22 protein-coding genes are annotated in these 18,523 nt (G+C 72.0%); 7 read left to right on the top strand and 15 right to left on the bottom strand.

The features are described from left to right. The 3 genes from rpsN to rpmB are packed head-to-tail and all read right to left on the bottom strand — an operon-like array spanning position 1 to position 724. Positions 1-306, bottom strand: coding sequence for a 30S ribosomal protein S14 (rpsN, locus tag NUV38_RS10750; RefSeq protein ID WP_257729120.1), 306 nt, complete (start codon positions 304-306; stop codon positions 1-3). After that, positions 306-488 carry a 50S ribosomal protein L33 gene (rpmG, locus tag NUV38_RS10745; RefSeq protein WP_257729119.1) on the bottom strand — a complete coding sequence of 61 codons (183 nt, stop codon included), beginning with the start codon at positions 486-488 and terminating at the stop codon, positions 306-308. Before rpmG ends, rpsN begins: the two co-directional genes overlap by 1 nt. Further along, positions 488-724, bottom strand: coding sequence for a 50S ribosomal protein L28 (rpmB, locus tag NUV38_RS10740; protein WP_257729118.1), 237 nt, complete (start codon positions 722-724; stop codon positions 488-490). The genes rpmG and rpmB overlap by 1 nt, the downstream gene beginning before the upstream one ends. A 55-nt stretch (positions 725-779) precedes the next feature. Between rpmB and NUV38_RS10735 the strand changes: the two genes are divergently transcribed. The 4 genes from NUV38_RS10735 (at position 780) to ykgO (ending at position 2,596) form a co-directional block, all read left to right on the top strand. Further along, entirely contained in the window at positions 780-1,043 is a 264-nt protein-coding gene (locus NUV38_RS10735; protein WP_257729117.1) for a type B 50S ribosomal protein L31, read from the top strand. Continuing rightward, positions 1,040-2,170, top strand: coding sequence for a GTP-binding protein (locus NUV38_RS10730; protein WP_257729116.1), 1,131 nt, complete (start codon positions 1,040-1,042; stop codon positions 2,168-2,170). Before NUV38_RS10735 ends, NUV38_RS10730 begins: the two co-directional genes overlap by 4 nt. Positions 2,171-2,218: 48 nt before the next feature. Further along, positions 2,219-2,392 carry a 50S ribosomal protein L32 gene (gene rpmF / locus NUV38_RS10725; protein WP_257729115.1) on the top strand — a complete coding sequence of 58 codons (174 nt, stop codon included), beginning with the start codon at positions 2,219-2,221 and terminating at the stop codon, positions 2,390-2,392. Between the two features lie 81 nt (positions 2,393-2,473). Continuing rightward, positions 2,474-2,596: a type B 50S ribosomal protein L36 gene (ykgO, locus tag NUV38_RS10720; RefSeq protein WP_023645249.1), complete on the top strand. Its 123-nt coding sequence runs from the start codon at positions 2,474-2,476 to the stop codon at positions 2,594-2,596. 137 nt (positions 2,597-2,733) lie between these two features. Here the strand turns inward: ykgO and NUV38_RS10715 are convergent, their stop codons facing one another. After that, entirely contained in the window at positions 2,734-3,519 is a 786-nt protein-coding gene (locus NUV38_RS10715) for a TSUP family transporter (RefSeq protein WP_257729114.1), read from the bottom strand. Positions 3,520-3,675: 156 nt separating this feature from the next. Here NUV38_RS10715 and NUV38_RS10710 point away from each other — a divergent pair, with 156 nt between their 5' ends. Then, complete coding sequence (locus tag NUV38_RS10710; protein ID WP_257729113.1) at positions 3,676-5,394, top strand: ATP-dependent endonuclease; 1,719 nt, start codon at positions 3,676-3,678, stop codon at positions 5,392-5,394. A 109-nt stretch (positions 5,395-5,503) separates the two neighbouring features. On the opposite strand, the gene NUV38_RS10705 is transcribed toward NUV38_RS10710, so the two are convergent. The 10 genes from NUV38_RS10705 to NUV38_RS10660 form a co-directional block, all read right to left on the bottom strand. Further along, entirely contained in the window at positions 5,504-6,130 is a 627-nt protein-coding gene (locus tag NUV38_RS10705) for a class I SAM-dependent methyltransferase (RefSeq protein ID WP_257729112.1), read from the bottom strand. Further along, a complete protein-coding gene (locus tag NUV38_RS10700; protein WP_257729111.1) occupies positions 6,127-7,209 on the bottom strand; it encodes a prenyltransferase in 1,083 nt (360 codons plus the stop codon). The genes NUV38_RS10705 and NUV38_RS10700 overlap by 4 nt, the downstream gene beginning before the upstream one ends. Positions 7,210-7,216: 7 nt before the next feature. Beyond that, positions 7,217-7,936 carry a bifunctional 2-polyprenyl-6-hydroxyphenol methylase/3-demethylubiquinol 3-O-methyltransferase UbiG gene (locus tag NUV38_RS10695; RefSeq protein ID WP_257729110.1) on the bottom strand — a complete coding sequence of 240 codons (720 nt, stop codon included), beginning with the start codon at positions 7,934-7,936 and terminating at the stop codon, positions 7,217-7,219. 1 nt (position 7,937) lies between these two features. Continuing rightward, positions 7,938-9,233, bottom strand: coding sequence for a glycosyltransferase family 4 protein (locus NUV38_RS10690; RefSeq protein WP_257729109.1), 1,296 nt, complete (start codon positions 9,231-9,233; stop codon positions 7,938-7,940). A gap of 93 nt (positions 9,234-9,326) precedes the next feature. Continuing rightward, positions 9,327-10,736 (bottom strand): FAD-binding oxidoreductase, encoded by a 1,410-nt coding sequence (locus NUV38_RS10685; protein WP_257729108.1) that lies wholly within the window; start codon positions 10,734-10,736, stop codon positions 9,327-9,329. Then, positions 10,733-12,091, bottom strand: a complete 1,359-nt coding sequence (locus NUV38_RS10680; RefSeq protein WP_257729107.1) for a hemolysin family protein — start codon at positions 12,089-12,091, stop codon at positions 10,733-10,735. The genes NUV38_RS10685 and NUV38_RS10680 overlap by 4 nt, the downstream gene beginning before the upstream one ends. 85 nt (positions 12,092-12,176) lie before the next feature. Further along, positions 12,177-13,376 carry a diguanylate cyclase gene (locus NUV38_RS10675; protein ID WP_257729106.1) on the bottom strand — a complete coding sequence of 400 codons (1,200 nt, stop codon included), beginning with the start codon at positions 13,374-13,376 and terminating at the stop codon, positions 12,177-12,179. A gap of 134 nt (positions 13,377-13,510) precedes the next feature. After that, positions 13,511-14,470, bottom strand: coding sequence for a phosphotriesterase (locus tag NUV38_RS10670; protein WP_257729105.1), 960 nt, complete (start codon positions 14,468-14,470; stop codon positions 13,511-13,513). A gap of 90 nt (positions 14,471-14,560) precedes the next feature. Further along, the gene (locus tag NUV38_RS10665; protein ID WP_257729104.1) at positions 14,561-15,349 is read right to left on the bottom strand and encodes an alpha/beta fold hydrolase; all 789 of its coding nucleotides are present in this window, start codon (positions 15,347-15,349) and stop codon (positions 14,561-14,563) included. Further along, positions 15,346-16,191 carry an alpha/beta fold hydrolase gene (locus tag NUV38_RS10660; protein ID WP_257729103.1) on the bottom strand — a complete coding sequence of 282 codons (846 nt, stop codon included), beginning with the start codon at positions 16,189-16,191 and terminating at the stop codon, positions 15,346-15,348. Before NUV38_RS10660 ends, NUV38_RS10665 begins: the two co-directional genes overlap by 4 nt. A gap of 57 nt (positions 16,192-16,248) precedes the next feature. Here NUV38_RS10660 and NUV38_RS10655 point away from each other — a divergent pair, with 57 nt between their 5' ends. Together NUV38_RS10655 and NUV38_RS10650 are read left to right on the top strand one after the other, a co-directional pair. Beyond that, positions 16,249-16,773 (top strand): MaoC family dehydratase, encoded by a 525-nt coding sequence (locus tag NUV38_RS10655; protein WP_257729102.1) that lies wholly within the window; start codon positions 16,249-16,251, stop codon positions 16,771-16,773. Positions 16,774-16,775: 2 nt separating this feature from the next. After that, complete coding sequence (locus tag NUV38_RS10650) at positions 16,776-17,780, top strand: NADP-dependent oxidoreductase (protein WP_257729101.1); 1,005 nt, start codon at positions 16,776-16,778, stop codon at positions 17,778-17,780. A 27-nt stretch (positions 17,781-17,807) separates the two neighbouring features. Here NUV38_RS10650 and NUV38_RS10645 read toward each other — a convergent pair whose 3' ends face one another. Further along, positions 17,808-18,476 carry a TetR/AcrR family transcriptional regulator gene (locus NUV38_RS10645; RefSeq protein ID WP_257729100.1) on the bottom strand — a complete coding sequence of 223 codons (669 nt, stop codon included), beginning with the start codon at positions 18,474-18,476 and terminating at the stop codon, positions 17,808-17,810. Between the last annotated feature and the right edge of the window lie 47 nt (positions 18,477-18,523).

Raw genomic sequence — 18,523 nt, 5'->3', positions numbered from 1 at the left:
CTACCAGCTCGACTTGGTGATGCCCGGCAGCTCGCCCCGGTGCGCTCCCTCGCGGAACCGGATGCGCGAGAGGCCGGCGACCCGCAGGTGGCCGCGCGGCCTGCCGTCGACCTGGTCGCGGTTGCGCACCCGCGACGGGGAGGAGTCACGCGGCAGCCCGGCCAGGGCACGCGAGGCCTCCATGCGCTCGGCCATGGACCGCGACGTGTCCCGGGACGCGGCGCGCAGGGCGTCACGACGTTCCCGGTAGCGCTCGACGACCTCCTTGCGTCGCTCGTTGGCGACGATCTTGCTGCGCTTGGCCATCAGCGCTCCTCCTTGAACTCGACGTGCCTGCGGATCCTCGGGTCGTACTTGTTCAGCACGAGCCGGTCGGGGTCGTTGCGCCGGTTCTTGCGCGTGACGTAGGTGGTGCCCGTCCCCGCGGTGGATCGCAGCTTCACGATCGGGCGGACATCACTGCCTCGCCCCCTCGACGTTCCCGCCATCAGAGCTTCTCCCCTCGCGCGAGGATGTCGGCGACCACGGCGTCGATGCCGCGCACGTCGACGGTCTTGATCCCTCGGGCGCTGAGCGTGAGCGTGACGTGCCGGCCGAGGGTCGGCGCCCAGTAGCGCTTCCTCTGGACGTTGACGTCGAAGCGCCGCTTGGTGCGCCGATGGGAGTGGGACACGTGGTGGCCGAAGCCCGGGGTGGCCCCGGTGACCTGGCAGGTTCGCGACATGGCGACCTCCTGTGTAGAATGACAATCGTTCTCATCAGACTACCGGAGGCGTGACGTGAAGAAGAACCAGCACCCCCACTACACCGAGGTCGCCTTCCGCGACCGCTCGGGCGACCTCCTGCTCGTGACCCGCTCGACCCTGCCCGAGCGCCTCCCGACCGACCACCCGACGGTCGACGTCGACGGCCGCACCCTGCCCGTGGTCGACGTCGAGGTCTCCAGCGCCAGCCACCCGTTCTGGACCGGCCGCGGCCGTGTGGTCGACACCGAGGGCCGCGTCGAGCGCTTCCGTCGGCGCTACGGACAGGTCGACGCGTGAGCCCCGTCGGCCGCGCACGCCGGCGCGTCCTCTCCCGCACCACCCCCGCCGTGCTCGTGACCGGCGTCGACGAGGTGGCCATGGAGGCCGTCACCGTCGGCCTCCAGTTCGACCTCCCCTCGGCCGTCGTCGTGCGCCACGTGCTCGACGTCGAGTCCCAGCGGCTCGTGCGCGTGGTCAGCGACTGCACCGGCGTCCTGGAGCGGCACGTCCACGAGCTGGAGCACGCGTGCGTGGCCTGCGCCCTGCGCGAGGACGTCGTGCCCACCATGGAGCGGCTCGCGGCGAGCGGCCGCTGGGGTGCGGTGGTCGCCCACCTGCCGGTGGCGGCCGAGGCCCTGCAGGCCTGCCGGGTCATCGAGACCTACGTGCAGGCTGCGCCGCACGTGCACGTGGCGGCCGTCGTCGCAGCGCTCGACGGCCAGACCGTGCTCACCGACCTGCTCGGGGACGACCTGCTGCACGAGCGCGACCTGCACACCAGCGAGGACGACTCCCGCGGCGTCGCCGAGACGGCCGCCGCGATCGTGGAGTACGCCGACGCCGTGGCACTCACCGGACCGTGCGACCCCGCCGGGCTCGACCTGCTGCACGCTCTCGTCCGTCCGGGCGTCACCGTCGTCGACGACCCGTCGGCGCTCGACGCCACACCGCTCGTGGCCGGAGCGCACCGCCACGACGTCACGGAGGCCTGGGTCGACGTCGTGCGGCGCGACGAGCTGCCGCTGCACGGCTCCCCCCACGTGTGGACGCTCGACCTCCGCTCCGACCGCCCGTTCCATCCCGGACGCCTGCTCGAGAGCATCGAGAGGATCGGCGGCGGGCCCCGGCGCTCGCGCGGTTCGTTCTGGCTGCCGAGCCGCCCCAGCGACGTCTGCGTGTGGGACGGCGCGGGCGGACAGCTGAGCGTCGGGACGGCCTCCCCGTGGGGAACCGACACGCCCCTGACCCGCATCGTCGTGCACGGCCTGGCCTCGGGACCGCTCGCCAGCAGCCCCGACGACGTGCAGGAGGCCTTCGAGCACTGCCTGCTCAGCGACGCCGAGCTGGCGGACCGCGGCCCGTACTGGGAGGTCACCTCCGACGGCCTCGAGCCCTGGCTGGGCGACGTCCGCCGAGCCGCCTGAGCTGGACTCGTCACCGGGTCCGCCCACCACCCCGATCGAAGGAGCCCCATGGCCGTCCCCAAGCGCAAGACCTCGCGCAGCAACACCCGTCACCGGCGGTCGCAGTGGAAGGCGACGCCCGCCGACCTCGTGCCCGTCACCGTCGAGGGCCGCACGATGCACGTGCCGCGCCGGCTCGTCAGGGCCTTGCACCGCGGCCTGGTCGACGTCGACCGCCTCTGACCCACCGCCCCCGAGCCCGGCGCCCCCTGAGCCTGTCGAAGGGTCGAGGGGCCCGAACCCATCCCACCCACAGGAGGAACCATGAAGGTCCGCAACTCCCTGCGCTCGCTCAAGAACCAGCCCGGCTCGCAGGTCGTGCGCCGACGCGGCCGCACCTACGTGATCAACAAGCAGAACCCGCGCCTCAAGGCCCGTCAGGGCTGACGACGCCACGGACTCACCTCGGTTCCCTCCCACTCACCATGGCGTGCACGCCATGGTGAGTGGGGCAGGACCGCGGTGGGTTCGCGATTCCCATCAGGTGATGGGAATCGTGGGGCCGGTGGGACGGGCGGGGGCGGTCAGCCGAGGAGCTGCTGCCAGGTGTCCCATCCGATGCGCACGACGAACGCCGACACCACCACGATGAACACGACGCGGATGAAGCGGTTGCCGCGCGCCACGGCGAGGCGGGCGCCGAGGTAGCCGCCGGCCACGTTGCACACCATCAGCACCGCGGCGACCTTCCAGATGACCGCACCCTGCGGGACGAACACGACCAGCGCGGCCAGGTTGGTCGCGAAGTTGGCCAGCTTCGCCTTGCCGCTGGCCTCCAGGAACCCGTAGCCGAGCACCCCCACGAGCGCGAAGACGAGGAACGATCCGGTGCCGGGCCCGAGGGCGCCGTCGTAGAACCCGATGGAGACGCCGACGAGCATGGCGGCGCCGTAGTGGCGCCGACCGGTGAACCGGATGGCGGCCACCTGGCCGAGGTCGGGTCGCAGCACCGTGAACGCGCCGACGACGACCAGGACCACGAGGATCGCCGGGTTGAAGGCCGCGCGCGGGATCCACGAGGCGACGACCGCACCCAGCAACGAGCCCACGAACGCGGCCCCCGCCAGGGGCGCGGCCGTGCGCAGGTCGAGCCGGACGCGACGCAGGTAGGTGATGCTCGACGTCGTCGTGCCGGCGATCGAGCCGATCTTGTTGGTGGCCAGCAGCTGGACCGGGGCCGCCTGCGGGAAGGCCACCATGAGGGCGGGCAGCTGGATCAGCCCGCCGCCACCCACGACGGCGTCGATCCACCCGGCGAGGAAGGCCGCGACCCCGAGGAACAGCAGCACTCCCCCGGTCAGCTCGTCCACCGGGCCAGGCTACGCAGGGCCGGCGCGGGCGCCTCGGCAGGCTCGGGCGCGGAGCGCGGCGAGCGCGGTCTCGTCATGAGGAGCGATGAGCACACTCCTCACCAGCGGGACCAGTAGCCTGAGTCCCGGCAGAGCCCCTCCACGGAAGTAGGCCCCATGCGACTGATCGCTGCGCGCGTTCGCAAGGTCATGTCGGTCCACGACTCCGGTCGGCTCGCGCTCGACGAGGGCATCACGACCATCGTCGGGAAGAACGAGTCGGGCAAGACGGCCATGCTGCAGGCCCTGTACCGGGCCAACCCGCTGCCGAGCGGTCACGTCACCGCCTTCACGGCGCGACGCGACTACCCCCGACGCGACCTCGGTCGCGACCGCGAGCTCATCGACCAGGTCCGCCCCGTCACCCTCGAGATCGAGCTCGACTACGACGACCGCCAGGTCCTGGAGCGCGCGGGAGCCCTGCTGCCGACGACCCCGCTGTTCGTGAGCCGCTCGTACGGCGACGACGAGCTGCACTGGGCGTCCGACGAGGACGGCACCCCGCTCGAGGCGTCGCCCGAGGCCATCGCGCGGCTCACCGCGATGCTGCCCGGCTTCCAGTACTTCGACGACCACAACGTGCTCCCCGGCAGCGTGTCCATCCGGCGCCTGCAGGAGATGGACTCGGCCGACCTCTACCCCTCCGAGCGCACCGCGCTGGCGCTGCTGAAGCTGGCCGGCGTGGCCGACGCCTCGTTCGACGAGGACGACTACGAGGTCCGCAAGGCCGCGCTCGAGGCCGCCGCCGCGCGGCTGTCGGACCAGCTCCTGGAGTACTGGAGCCAGAACCGCGAGCTGTCGATCGAGCTCGACCTGGAGACGATGGGCATCTCCTCGCCCGACCCGTGGCTGCACATCCGCGTGCGCGACGACCGCCAGCGGATGAGCCTGAACGTGGCGGAGCGCTCCAAGGGCTTCATCTGGTTCTTCTCCTTCCTCGCGGCGTTCTCGGAGTTCGCCGACCAGGACCGTCGCGTCATCCTGCTCGACGAGCCCGGCATGAACCTGCACGCGAACGCCCAGGCCGACCTGCTGCGCTACATCAAGGAGCACCTCGGCCCCTTCCACCAGGTCGTCTACTCCACCCACTCGCCCTACCTCATCGACTCCGGTCGCCTGAGCCGCTGCCGCGTGCTGGAGAACGTCGGCGACGAGGGCAGCAAGATCAGCTCCGACCTGTGGAGGGCCGGGTCCGAGACCACGGTGCCCCTGCTGGCGGCGCTCGGGGCGGACCTCACGCGCAAGCTGGTCAGCGGCCCGCACCAGCTGCTCGTCTCGTCACCGTCGGACATCACGTACCTGACGGTCATGGGCGACCTGCTCCGCTCCGAGGGCGGACGTGCGCTCGACCCGCGCTGGAACCTGACCCCCGTCGGCGGCGCCTCCGGCATCCCGACGATCCTCGCCCTCCTGGGCACCACGGCCGTCTCCGCCACGGTGCTCATGGACGGGCCGGCCGGTGCGCGGGGGGCCGTCGAGGAGCTGGTGAACCGGGGCGCGATCTCGGCCGACCACATCGTCCCGCTCACCGACATCACCGGCACCCTCGACGCCGACCTCGAGGACCTCTTCGACTCCCGGTGGTACGTGACGCTCCTGGAGGAGTCCGGCGGACCGAAGGTCTCGCACCGCAAGATCACCGGCAAGCGGTTCCTGCGCAAGCCGCCCCGGCGGCGCATCGTGCACCAGGCCGAGACGGTCGTCGGCGGCGCCTACGACCGCTTCCAGCCCGCCGGCCACCTGCTGCGGAACCGCTCGCAGGCGCTCGCGACGGTCGACGCCGAGACGAGGAAGCGGTTCCAGCAGCTCATCGACCGGCTCAACGCCCTGCTCTGACCGGTCGACGGGCCGACCCGGGCGACCGCACCTCGACACGCTCGGCGACCGCCCCGCTCCCCACCACCGCGCTCCCCGAGCCTGTCGAGGGGCCTGCCCGACACCTTCGTCAGCGCTGCAGGACGCGCAGGGAGCCCGTGTGGCCGACCTCGGTGAAGCCGTCGTCGAGGGCGCGCAGGTAGATGCGGTAGGGCGCCTGCCCGCCGTCGGCGGGGTCGGGGAAGACGTCGTGGACGACGAGCGCACCCCCGGGGCGCACCCACCGGGCCCAGCCCTCGTAGTCGCCCTGGGCGTGCTCGTCGGTGTGCCCGCCGTCGACGAACACGAGGTCGAGCTCGCGGCCCCACCACGACGCGACGTCGGGCGAGCGGGCCACCACCACGTCGACGACGTCCTCGAGGCCGGCCCGCGCGAGGGTCTCGCGCAGGAACGGCAGGGTGTCCATCCGGCCGTCGGCCCCGACGAGCGTCTCGTCGTGGTACTCCCAGCCGACCTGCTGCTCCTCCGAGCCGCGATGGTGGTCGAGCGTCACGAGTCGCGCACCACGCTCGCGTGCGACGTGACCGAGGTGAACCGCGGACTTGCCGCAGTAGCTGCCGATCTCCACGGCCACGCCACCCGGGCGCAGGTGGGCCGCGGCCGCGGCACGCAGGGCGTCGGCCTCGTCGTCGGGCAGGAAGCCCCGCACGTCGTCGGCCACGGCCTGCAGCTCCTCGGGCAGCGGCGACGCGCTCATGCCACGCACGGCTGGTCACACTCCTCGTCGGCGGCCAGGAGCGGCAGGCCCTCGCCACGGAACAACCCGTTGGCCGGGGTGGTCCGGGTCAGGGCGTCGACGGCGAGGAGCACGGTGCCCGCCGTCCAGGTGGTCTGCTCGATCGGCCAGTAGGTCTCGTCGGGATAGACGTACCCGGTCCAGTAGGTGGCGTCCTCGCGGCGGAGGACCTGGATGTCGGCCAGGAGCGCCCGGGCGTCCGCGTCGCGTCCCACCGCGTCGAGCGCCAGGACGAGCTCGCACGTCTCACCCCCGGTGACCCAGGGACTGTCGTCGACGCAGCGCGCACCGAAGCCGGGCACGACGAAGTCGTCCCAGCGCCGCTCCAGGCGGGCCAGGGCGACGGCGCGCGGCAGCGCCCCGCCCAGCACGGGGTAGTACCAGTCCATCGAGAACCGAGCCTTGTCGGCGAAGCGGTCCGGGTGGTGGTCCAGGGCGTGGCGCAGCCGCACTGCGGCGTCCTCCCAGTGCGGCACCCGCTCCCCCACGACCTCGGCGAGCGCCACCCCGCAGCGCAGGCTCAGGTGGATGCTGGCGTTGCCGGTGACGAGGGCCTCGTCGGCCACGCACCCGTCGGCACCGCGCGACCAGCGGACCGGACCCGCGTCGTCCTGCAGGACGAGCACGGCGTCGAGCGCACTCCGCACCGACGGCCACATGGAGCCCACGAAGGACCGGTCGCCGGTCAGTCGCCAGTGGTGCCAGACCGCCGTGGCCACGTACGCGGTGAAGTTGGCGTCGGTGGCCGGCTCGACCACCTCGCCCCCGGCGTACTTGGTGGCCCACGTGCCGTCGGGTCGCTGCTGCGAGCGGCTCCAGGCGTAGGCGGCCTCGGCCTCGTCGCGGCGTCCGGCGACGGCGAGCCCCATGGCGGCCTGGAGGTGGTCCCACGGGTCGAGGTGCCCGTCGGCCTCCCACGGGATCGCCCCGTCGCGGGTCTGCACGGCCGCGATCGTGTCGGCCGTGGCCTGCACCTGGGCGGCGTCGAGCACACCGGGGAGCGCGAGGACGGCCGGCGATCCGGTGACGGCGGGGGTCACGGCGACCTCAGGCCGCGAGCGGCTTGGTGTAGTACAGCGCCACGCTCTTGCCCAGGACCGGGTCGAGGAGCTTCTCGGCCACGCGGGTCGTGCGGGGCGCCTTCATCATGTCCCACACGAGCAGCTGGTGGTAGGCGCGCACGGCCGGGTGCTGGTCGCGCTCCACGCCCACGGCGCACTTGATCCACCAGTACGGCGCGTGCAGGCCGTGCGCGTGGTGGGTGTGCGTGTGCACCAGGCCCTCACCCCGCAGCTTCGCGTCGAGCTCGCTGGCCTTGTAGATGCGGATGTGCCCGCCCTCGTTGGCGTGGTACTCGTCCGACAGCATCCAGCAGACCTTCTCGGGCCAGAAGCGCGGGACGGTCACGGCCAGCGTGCCGCCGGGCGCCAGGATGCGCACGAGCTCGCTGATGGCCTGCTCGTCCTCGGGCACGTGCTCGAGGATCTCCGAGGCGAGCACGACGTCGAAGGAGGCGTCGGCGTAGGGCATGTCGAGGATGGTCCCGGCCTGCACGGCACCGCGCCCGGTCCTCGGCACCTGCCCCTCGACCCGCATCGCCTCGAACATCTCGTCGACGCCCTTGAGCTCGACCTCGTCGAGGTCGAACGCGATCACGTCGGCACCGCGGCGCAGCGCCTCGTAGCTGTGCCGGCCGGCGCCGGCACCCACGTCGATGAAGCGGGTGCGGGCGCCCACCCGGAGGCGGTCGAAGTCGACGGTCAGCACGTCACTGCTCCTTGCCGGCGAACCTGCGGATCGCCTCGTCGTAGACGTCGGCGGTGGCCTTGGCCACCGAGGTCCAGCTGTAGCGCTCGAGCGCTCGGGCACGGCCGGCGGCGCCCAGGGCCGCGCGGCGGTCGGGGTCGTCGAGCAGGGAGGAGACGGCGGCGGCCAGCTGCTCGGCGTCGCCCGGCTCGACGAGCACCGCGCACGGGTCACCGCCCTCGGCGTCGCCCACGACCTCGGGGATGGCGCCCGCGCGGCTCGCGACGACCGCGGTGCCGCTCGCGAGCGCCTCGACCGTCGGCAGCGAGAAGCCCTCGTAGAGCGAGGGGACGCACATGATCTCGGCCGAGCGCAGGAGCTCGGCGATCTGCTCGGACTCCAGGCCGCTGTGGGTGGTCACGCAGTCGCGCAGGTCGAGCGCGTCGATGCGGCGGTCCGTGGCGCCGCCCGGCTCGACGCTCGAGACGAGCTGCAGCTCGACGTCGGGGTGCTCGACCCGCACCTTGGCGAGGGCGTCGAGGAGGTGGGCGACACCCTTGAGCGGCTTGTCGGCACTGGCGACCGCCACGATGCGGCCGGGCACGCGGGACCCGACCGCGGCGGGGGCGCCGGGCCCCTCCGATCGGCTGGGGCGGAGAACGGGGCTGAAGGTCTCGGTGTCGACGCCGAGCGGCACCACGCGGATGCGGGCCGGGTCGATGCCGAAGTCGGTGACGGTGTCGTCGGTGGCCACCGTGGAGACGCCCACGACGAACGGCAGCCGCCGGGCGACCCGGGCCTGCATGCCCACGAACGAGTACCACCGCGCCACCGAGAGCTTGCGCCACCCGCGGGCAGCCTCGAGCTCGACGACGCGGTCGCGGCTGATCGGGTGGTGGATCGTGACGACGAGCGGGAGCCGTCGGCGCAGGGCGAGCAGTCCCCAGCCGAGGCTCTGGTTGTCGTGCACGACGTCGAAGTCGTCGAGTCGGCCCTTGAGGTGACGGTCGGCGCGCAACGTGAACGAGAGCGGCTCGCCGAAGGCGCCGGTGACGCTGAGCAGCCACTCGACGACGTCGGGGACGCTGCGCAGCGTCCAGGGCGCCGGGGGCTTGAACGGGTCGGGCTCGTCGTAGATGCCCAGGCTCGGCAGCCTCGTCAGGCGCACCCTCGGGTCGAGACCCTCGGGGTAGGGCTGTCCGGAGATCACCTCGACGTCGTGCCCGGCCTCGACGAGACCCCGGCTGAGGTGCTCGACGTAGACGCCCTGGCCACCCACGTGCTGCTTGCTGCGGTACGACAACAGGGCGACGCGCACGTGACCACCTTCCTGTGACGTCGCACCGACAGCGACCGTCGAGAGACCAACGGTATCCGAATCGCCGCCGACCGCCCCCGCCGGTCGTGCCCGCTAGGAGTCGAAGCCGAGGCCGAGCCGGTCGAGGGTGCGCAGCAGCAGGTTGCGGCGACCCTCGTGGTGGTCGGCGCGGTCGAGCGACCAGCGGGTGGCCTCGATGCCGATCGTGGCCAACGGCTCGGGCGGGAAGGGCACGGCCGGGCGTCGCACCATCGCGAGCCGGGTGCGCTCGGTGTCGTCACCGGCGAGGTGGTCGAGCATGACCTCCGCGGCGAACCGGGTGGCACCGACACCGAGACCCGTGAAGCCGGAGGCGTAGGCCACGCGGCCGCGGCGGGCGAGGCCGTGGAAGGCGCAGAAGCGGGTGGACGTGTCGATCGCACCCGCCCATCGATGGGTGAACGCGACGCCCTCGAGCTGCGGGTAGGTGGTGAGGAAGTGCGAGGCCAGCCGACGGTAGGAAGCGTCGCGGTCCTCGTGCTCGGGGCTCACCGTGCGCCGGTGGATGGCGTCGTAGCCGCCGTAGAGGATCCGGTCGTCCGCGCTGAGCCGCGAGTAGTGGAACTGGTGCGCCAGGTCGGCGACGCCCTGGCGACGGTCCCAGCCGATCGACGCCTTCTGCGCGGCGTCGAGCGGCTCCGTCATGAGGACGTAGTCGTAGACCGGCACGGTGGACAGGCGCGTGCGCCGCAGGAGGGGCCGGAACACGTTCGTCGCGAGGGCCACGGCACCGGCGCGGACCACGGCACGCCCGGTCCGCACCCGCACCCCGCCCGTGCGGCCGGACGACAGCCCCGTCACGCGGGAGTGCTCGAAGACCTCCACGCCGAGCTCGACGGCGACGCGGGCGAGCTCGTGCGCGAGCAGGGCCGGATGGACGAGGGCGGTCTCGTCGCGCTCCCAGCGACCGGCACGGTAGATCGGGCTGTGGATCTCGGCCTGCACGGCGGACTCGTCGAGCCAGTCGCCGGTCTCGTCCTCCTCGAGCCAGCGCACCTGGTGCGGCTCGTAGGCGACGGACAGCGTGCCCGTGCGCTCCAGCTGGACGTCGAGACCGAGGTCGTGGACGTCACGCTCCAGGGCGTCGAGGTTCTCGCGACCGAGGCGGTGCAGGGTGTCGTACTCGTCGGGCCACCGGGCCCGCCCGTTGACCTCGCCGTGGGTCAGGCTCGCCTCCACGAAGCCGCCGTTGCGTCCCGACGCCGCCCAGCCGATGGTCTCGGCCTCGAGCAGGACCACGCGTCGACCCGGGTCGCGGCGCTTCGCGAGCACTGCGGTCCACAGGCCGCAGTACCCGCCGCCGACGACGACGAGGTCGGCCGTGGTCGACGCCGTGAGCTGTGGGTGGCCGGCTCCGGGGGCGTCCTCGAGCCAGTAGGAGCCAAGCCGGCTCGGTCGCAGCGCGGCATCGATGGCCGCCTCGCGGGGAGGCTGCCGTTCGAAGACCGTGCTGTGCCGGGTCATGGGCGCTCGGGCGACCCGTCGGCAGGTTCCAGCTCGCTCGACGCCACCGCCGCGTCCTGGTCGGGGGCGCCCGCCGTGACCGTGGCCAGGTGGAGCCGCATGATGCGACGCCCCTCCACGGCGGTGACGGTGAGCCGGTAGCCGTCGAGGTCCACGGCCTCCCCCTCGACCGGGATGTGACCGAGGCGGTCGAGCACCAGACCGGCGACGGTCGAGTAGTGGGCGTCGGGCAGCTCCAGACCCGTCAGCTCCACGAAGTCGTCGAGGTGCATGGCGGCGTCGATGTCGTCGCCGTCGGAGGAGTGCAGCAGCTCGGCCACCTCGGCGAGGTCGTACTCGTCGCGGATCTCGCCCACCAGCTCCTCGATGATGTCCTCGAGCGTGACGATGCCGTCGGTACCGCCGTACTCGTCGACCACGAGCGCGATGTGGACGCCCTCGCTGCGCATCTGCGCCATGGCCGGGAGGATGCGGTTGGTGCTCGGCAGCACGGGGATCTCGCGCACGATGTCGGCGACGGACCCGGCGCCGCCTTCCTCGGGCACGGCCAGCAGGTCGCGGACGTGCACGAAGCCGATGACGTCGTCGGTCGAGCGTCGCCGGGTGACGGGGTAGCGGGAGTGCGGCATGGCGAGCGCCTCGCCGGCGGCCTCGGCCAGGCTCATGCCGCCGTCCAGGAAGTCGACGGCACCGCGCGGGCGCATCACCTCGCGCAGCGTGCGGTCGGTGGCGGTGAACACGTCCTGCAGGATCTGTCGCTCGTCGTCCTCGAGGCTCTCGTGCGCGCCGACGAGGTCACGCAGCTCGTCCTCGCTCATCTCCTCGCCCGCGGCGTTCGGGTTGCCGCCGAGGAGACGGACGACCATGTTGGTCGACTTCGACAGCAGCCAGATGACCGGTCGCATGAGCGTGGCGAACCGGGCGAGCGGCGGCGCGACGGCCAGCGCGATGGGCGCCGACTTCTGCAGCGCGAACCGCTTGGGCACGAGCTCGCCGAAGACGAGGGACAGGTAGGCGATGAGCAGCGTCATGGCCACGAGCGCGACGCTCGACGCGGCGTTCTCGGACAGGCCCAGGGCCTCGAAGGTCGGCGCGACGTCGGGCGCGAGGGTCGAGGCGCCGTAGGCGGCGGACAGGAAGCCGGCCACCGTGACGCCGATCTGCACGGCCGCGAGGAACGTGTTCGGGTCGCGCGCGAGCGTGGCGACCTTCGATCCGCGCGAGCCGGTCTTCTCCAGCTGGTTCAGCTGGCTCTCGCGCAAGGAGACGAGGGCCAGCTCCGTGGCCGCGAACACCCCGCCGACGAGCACGAAGACCATCACGAGGCCGAGGTTGAGCAGGGTGTCGGTGTCCATCAGGCCGTCCTGGCGACGCAGCGGAGGAGGGCCTGGCAGGTACTCGGAGGTTGGTCCACGAGCACCATTCTAGGGAGGCTCCCCATCACGGCGCGGTGGTGCGGTCCGCAGTGGCGCCGTCGGCCACGACCACCCGCGCCCGACCGGCGTCCTTGGCCGCGTAGAGGGCACCGTCGGCCCGGGCGACGACGTCGGCGAGGTCGTCGCCACGACTGACGAGGGTCATGCCGTAGCTGACCGTGGGCAGCACCACGCCGCCGGGGAGCGACGTGGCCTCCAGCGCGGCGGTGATCCTCCGCACGACGTCGTGCGCCTCCTCGACGGTCGCCTCGTCGAGGAAGAGGACGAACTCCTCGCCGCCGAAGCGCCCCACGATGTCGGCACGACCGACCGTGCTGCGGCACGCCGCCGCGAACATCTGCAGGGCCACGTCGCCCGCCGGGTGGCCGTACGTGTCGTTGATCTGCTTGAAGTGGTCGAGGTCGGCCATGACGAGCACGCCGTGGACCTGGCGCCGACGGTGCCCGCGCCAGCGTCGTTCCACCAGGCGCACCAGCTCGTCGCGGTTCAGCAGGCCGGTGAGGCCGTCGCTGGTGGCTCGGGCCTGCAGCTCGAGGGTGTCGTCGGCGTAGCTGAGCGCCGTCATGCTGAACGAGACGGTGGCGAGCATGACCGTGGTGACCAGGGTCGTGACCTCGGTACCGAGGTAGACCGCGAACGCGCGTCCGTCCTGGCCGACCATCAGGAAGGCCACGAGGCGCAGGCCGTAGAAGGTCGACAGGCCGGTCGACATGACCGCCAGCGACCGCAGGATCGGCCGGTACATCCGCTCGCGGGGGCCCGGACCGAAGGACCCGCTGCGGCCCGACTGCCACAGCTCCACCGAGGCCAGGGCGATGAAGATCGTCATGAGGCCGAGGAACACCGGCGCGCCGGACCACTCGTTGGTGCCCGGGTCGTCCAGCGCCGACGCGACGAGCAGCCCCACGAGCGTGGCGCCGACGAACCACCAGCTGACCGACCGTCCCTCGACCGCCCGCGCGCCCGACCACACGGCCGCGGCACCCGCGACGACGCACACGTTGCCGGCCGGGTTGGCCCACCACTGCTGCGACGTCCCGTCGAGCAGGTAGGCCGCCGAGCCGGCGAGGAACAGGCCGAGCGCCGCGCACCACCAGCCGGCATAGGCCGAGCGGGTGGAGCGGTAGGCGACGAAGTAGAAGAGCGCGAGCAGGGTGACGGCCACGATGGCGAACGAGACGCGCAACGAGATCGGGTCCAGCATGTCGCCCCTGGTCGGTCGGCACTGATGGTCCGGTCATCCTCGCACAGGGACCGGCCTGCACGACCGTGCTTCCAGGGAGGTCACGGCCACGCCCGCGGACCGGCGACGCCGACGTCACCGGTCCGCGCGGCGGCTCACTCGAAGTGGCGCCGCGGGTTGGCCACGAGGATCGTCTCGATGTCGGCCTCGGTCAGCCCACCCTCGAGCAGGGCCGGGATGACGTCCTCGCTGATGTGGCGGAAGTGCCAGTTCGGGGCCGCGTGGGCCTTGGCGTCCGGGCTGAAGTAGTCGATGAAGCAGTTCGCGTCGTGCGCCAGGGTGACGTGCTCGACGTAGCCACGCCGCACGAGCTCGATGATGGTGCCGATCCGCTCCTGCATCGGGTTGAACAGGTCGAGGCCGAACCGGTCCATCCCGAGCATCGACCCGGCGTCGGCGACCTTGCAGAGGTAGTCGACGTCGTTGGTGTCGCCGGAGTGGCCGATGATCACCTTCGACAGGTCGACGCCCTCCTCCTTCAGCACCTGCTGCGCCACGAGCCCCGACTCGTTGGCCGGGTTGGTGTGCACCGTGATCGGTGCGCCGGTCTCGACGTGGGCCTGGCCGACCGCGCGCATGACGCGCTCGACGCCCGGGGTCAGCCCGGCGAGCTCGATGGCGCACTTGAGGATGCCCGCGCGGACCTCGGTCCCGGCGATGCCCTCGCGGATGTCCTTGACGAACATCTCGGTCAGGGGCTCCGGCACGTCGACCAGCAGCCCCGGTCCGCGGTGCTCGAACTGGTGAGGCACGTCGTTGTACGTGTACAGGCCCGTGGCCACGACGATGTTGAGCTCGACCTGGGCGGCGATCTTCTGGATGCGCGGGATGTACCGACCGAGCCCGAGGACGGTGGGGTCCATGATCGAGTCGATCCCGACGCCCTTGAGCTCGGTGAGCTTCTCGACGGCGTCCCGGATGCGCTCCTCCTCGTCCCAGTCGTCCTGGTAGTTCTGGTTGTACTCGGTGTTGAGGACGAAGACGTGCTCGTGCACCAGCGTCCTGCCGAGCTCGCTCGAGTCGATGGTGCCGCGGGCGGTGGGGATGGTCGTCATCAAGGCTCCTGGTTGTCGTGGTCGGGTTTGGGGGGTGTGTCGGTCTGGGTCGGGCCGTCCGGCGTCACGCCGACGGCAGGGGTCGGGGGTTCAGGCCGGATCGGTCAGGAAGTCGACGACCCGCGGGATCACGATCTCCGGCCGCTCGAGGATCACGCTGTGGCCCACGTCGGGCAGGCTCCACAGCTCGCCGTGCGGCACGCCGTCGACGACCTCCTGGGACCATGCCGGCGGGCGCGCGACGTCCTCGCCCCCGCTGACGACGAGCGTCGTGGCCGTCACCTCCGGGAGCAGGTCCACGGCGCTGCGACGCTCGACCACGCCGCGCACGGCGTGCACGAGGGTCGGCGGGAGCGCGGCGAAGGCGGCGCGCGACTCCGCGACCAGCGCTGCTCGCTCCGGGTCGTTGCGGCAGGACTCGCCCAGCATGATCTGCATGATCATCTCGAGCAGGTCGCCCTGGAAGCCCGCCCGCTCGACCTCGTCGGCGATCGGACGGAAGGCCTCGAGCTGCTCGGGCGGCTCGGCACGGACCGAGGACCCCAGCAGGACCAGCCGGTCGACCAGCCCCGGACGTCGTGCCGCGACCCGGACGGCGACGTCGCCGCCCATCGACTGTGCGACGACGTGGACGCGGGTCAGGCCGAGTGCGTCGACCACGTCCAGAACGTCGTCGGCACACTGCTCCATCGTCACAGTGGCGTCGGCGGCGGGGCTGGATCCCTGACCCCTGAAGTCCGGCCGCACGACTCGGAGGCGACCCTCCACCGCCTCGGCGAAGGTGTCGAACATCGTGTGGTCGAGGAACAGCGAGTGCAGGCAGAGCGCGACCGGCAGGTCGGTCTCGCCGGAGTCGACGACGTGCAGCGCCGCACTCACGACACGGCCGCCGTGTCCAGCGACGCGAGGTGCCGCTCGAGCAGCTCGGTCACCTCCACCGGGTTCTCCAGCGCGTGCACGTGACCCGTGCGCTCCATGGTCACGAGGGTCGCCCCCGGTGTCAGGTCGACGATCTGCTGCGACTTCGGCGGCGGGTAGGTGTGGTCCTCGGTGCCCGCGACGACCACGACCGGGACGGTGATCCCGCCGAGCTCGTCGAGCACCGGCGTGCGGTGGGCGATGTGCCAGGCCGCGTCGGCGTACTCGGGCGTGCGGCTCCGCAGCAGTGCGGTGACCTCGGCGAGCACGTCGGCGCGCGACGGGTCGGTCAACGTCGTGTCACCCATCATGAACTGGAGGACGCCGTCGAGGACCGGCTCGATGCCCTGCTCGGCCAGCACGTCGACGAGGGCGTCCATGTCGTCCGCCTGCTCCTCGACGTCGGCCGACGTGCCCATCAGCACCGCGGAGGCCAGGAGGTCGGGCCGGCGAGCCGCGAGTCGGAGCCCGACGAAGCCGCCCATCGAGTTGCCGACGAAGGTCACCCGCCCGAGGTCGAGCGCCTCGATGAGGGCGGCCGCGTCCTCGGACAGCGTGTCCATGTCGAGGTTCTCGCGTGCATCGCGAGCGCTCTCCCCCTGGCCGCGGTGGTCGTACCGCACCACTCGGTAACGGTCGCCGAGCGCCTCGGCCTGGTGCCGGAACATGCGGACGTCGAAGAACATCGACGGGCTCATGACCACGGCGTGCGCGCCGCGAGGTCCCTCGTCCTCGTAGCGCAGGGTGGTGCCGTTGACGTCGATCATGGGCATGTCGGACTCCTGGGGTGTGATGGCGGTCACGCTACCTGCACGCTACTTGAACCCGGTTTCGGGTTCAAGTACGTTTCGGTGCATACCGTGATCCCCATCACGCTGGACCCTCCGGAGGACGTCATGACCGAGACCACCGCCCCCATCCGACCCACGAGCATCCAGGACCTGGTCGACCTCGTCGGGACACGCCTGGGCCCCACCGCGTGGCACGACGTCACGCAGGACCGGATCGACGCCTTCGCCGACCTCACCGGCGACCACCAGTGGATCCACGTCGACCCGGAGCGTGCGAAGGAGAGCGCGTTCGGGTCGACCATCGCGCACGGCCTGTACAGCCTGTCGATGGGGCCGCGGTTCATGGAGGACCTCATGGCCTTCGACGGCTTCGCGCACAGCCTCAACTACGGGTACGAGAAGGTCCGCTTCCCCGCGCCCAACCCCGTCGACTCGCGCATCCGCATGCACGCCGAGATCGTCTCGGTCGACGACGTCGGGAACGGAGCCGCGCGCATCGTCACGGTGCAGACCTTCGAGCGCGAGGGGTCCGACAAGCCGATCTGCGTCGCGCAGTCCATCGGCCAGTTCACCGAGTACCCGACCGAGGACTGAGCGTGTCGATCACCGCCCGCAGGGTCCACCTCGCCGCCCGCCCGGTCGGCCTGCCCGACGCGTCCACCTGGGAGGTGTCCGACGACCGGCTCGACGACCCCGCCGACGGCGAGGTGCACGTCGCCGTGACCCACCTGTCGCTCGACCCGGCCATGCGCGGCTGGCTCAACGACGTCCGGTCCTACGTGCCACCCGTCGGGATCGGCGAGGTCATGCGCGCCTTCGGCATCGGCACGGTCGTCACCTCGCGCGCGGACGGCCTCGAGCCGGGCGACACCGTGATGGGCACGATCGGAGCGACCGACCACGCGGTCGTCGCGGGGGCCGACCTCACCAAGGTCGACCTCACCGTGGCCCCGGCCGCGACCTGGCTCGGCGCGCTGGGCATGCCGGGCATGACGGCGTGGTTCGGCCTCTTCGACGTCGCTCGGGCCCAGCCGGGCGAGACGGTCGTCGTCTCCGGTGCGGCCGGCGCGGTCGGCTCGGTCGTCGGCCAGCTCGCGAAGGCTCGCGGCTGCCGCGTGGTCGGCATCGCCGGTGGCCCCGAGAAGTGCGCGTGGCTGACCGAGGAGCTCGGCTTCGACGCCGCCGTCGACTACCGCGAGGGTGCCGTGCACCGCGCCCTGCGTCAGGCCGCACCCGACGGGATCGACGTCTACTTCGACAACGTCGGCGGCGAGGTCCTCGACGCTGCGCTCCGCACCCTGCGTCTCGGCGCGCGCGTCGCGATCTGCGGGGCGATCTCCACGTACAACGCCACCGAGCCCGCCCCCGGACCGGCGCACTACATGTCGCTCCTGGTGAACCGCGCGTCGATGGCCGGGTTCCTCGTCTTCGACTACGAGGACCGGTACGACGAGGCGGTCGACGGCATCGCTGCGATGATCGCCGACGGCTCGCTGGTCGCGCGCGAGCACGTGGTGAGCGGCGGGATCGACGCGTTCGGCGACACCCTCCTGATGCTGTTCAGCGGTGCGAACACGGGCAAGCTGGTGCTGGCGCTCTGACCCAGCACTGTGACCCGGCGCTCCGACTCAGCGCTCGGCGGTGAGCCCGAGGGCGTTGGCCCACAACCGCGTCGAGGTCTCGACGAGGTCGTCGACCGACCAGTTCTCCCCCAGCGCGAAGCTCGAGTAGGCCAGCCGGCTGACCATGCCCGAGAGCGCCCGCGACGTCATCATCGGATCGAGCGTGGCGTCGACCCGGCCGTCCTCCTGGAGCTTCTGGATGCTCTTGGCGTTGCGGCGGGCGAACGCCTCGCCCCGCTCGAGGCGGCGCCGACGGAAGTCGTCGTCGATCGTGGCGACCTGCTCCTGCAGGCGCATCAGCCGACCGTTGCGCTTGTAGGTCTCGAAGTACGCGCGGTTGCTCGCCTCGATGACCGCGACGGGGTCGTCGGCCTCCTCGACGTGGGGCATGCCCGGGTGGAGCATCTCGTCGCGCGCCGCCTCCATCACGGCCAGGAAGATCTCTTCCTTGCTGTTGAAGTAGGTGTAGAACGTCCCCGTCGAGCAGCTGGCCTCGGCGGTGATGTCCGTCAGCCTCGAGGCGAGGAAGCCGTCCCGCTCGAACACCGTGCGCGCGGACGCCACGAGAGCCGCCCGGGTGCGCAGACCGCGGCGGGTGGTCGGCGGCTCCTTCAGGCCGGAGGTGTCCGCCAGGGCCGGGACCACGTCCTTCCTCGCTGCGGGCTGCTCGCTCATGGTGCTGTTCTACTGGCGACGGCGTGGCGGTGCAAACCGGTGTCACC

This window comes from Aeromicrobium sp. 50.2.37 (genome assembly GCF_024655735.1).
In the GTDB taxonomy this organism is placed as follows: Bacteria; Actinomycetota; Actinomycetes; order Propionibacteriales; family Nocardioidaceae; genus Aeromicrobium.
The sequence above is the reverse complement of the archived record's forward strand: the minus strand, read 5'-3'. Positions and strand labels throughout refer to the sequence as shown.

Coding starts and splice junctions, on each gene's coding strand:
- rpsN (WP_257729120.1), bottom strand. CDS start 306: ATGGCCAAGCGCAGCAAGATCGTCGCCAACGAGCGACGCAAGGAGGTC.
- rpmG (WP_257729119.1), bottom strand. CDS start 488: ATGGCGGGAACGTCGAGGGGGCGAGGCAGTGATGTCCGCCCGATCGTG.
- rpmB (WP_257729118.1), bottom strand. CDS start 724: ATGTCGCGAACCTGCCAGGTCACCGGGGCCACCCCGGGCTTCGGCCAC.
- rpmF (WP_257729115.1), top strand. CDS start 2,219: ATGGCCGTCCCCAAGCGCAAGACCTCGCGCAGCAACACCCGTCACCGG.
- ykgO (WP_023645249.1), top strand. CDS start 2,474: ATGAAGGTCCGCAACTCCCTGCGCTCGCTCAAGAACCAGCCCGGCTCG.
- NUV38_RS10710 (WP_257729113.1), top strand. CDS start 3,676: ATGCGACTGATCGCTGCGCGCGTTCGCAAGGTCATGTCGGTCCACGAC.
- NUV38_RS10705 (WP_257729112.1), bottom strand. CDS start 6,130: ATGAGCGCGTCGCCGCTGCCCGAGGAGCTGCAGGCCGTGGCCGACGAC.
- NUV38_RS10685 (WP_257729108.1), bottom strand. CDS start 10,736: ATGACCCGGCACAGCACGGTCTTCGAACGGCAGCCTCCCCGCGAGGCG.
- NUV38_RS10680 (WP_257729107.1), bottom strand. CDS start 12,091: ATGGACACCGACACCCTGCTCAACCTCGGCCTCGTGATGGTCTTCGTG.
- NUV38_RS10675 (WP_257729106.1), bottom strand. CDS start 13,376: ATGCTGGACCCGATCTCGTTGCGCGTCTCGTTCGCCATCGTGGCCGTC.
- NUV38_RS10670 (WP_257729105.1), bottom strand. CDS start 14,470: ATGACGACCATCCCCACCGCCCGCGGCACCATCGACTCGAGCGAGCTC.
- NUV38_RS10645 (WP_257729100.1), bottom strand. CDS start 18,476: ATGAGCGAGCAGCCCGCAGCGAGGAAGGACGTGGTCCCGGCCCTGGCG.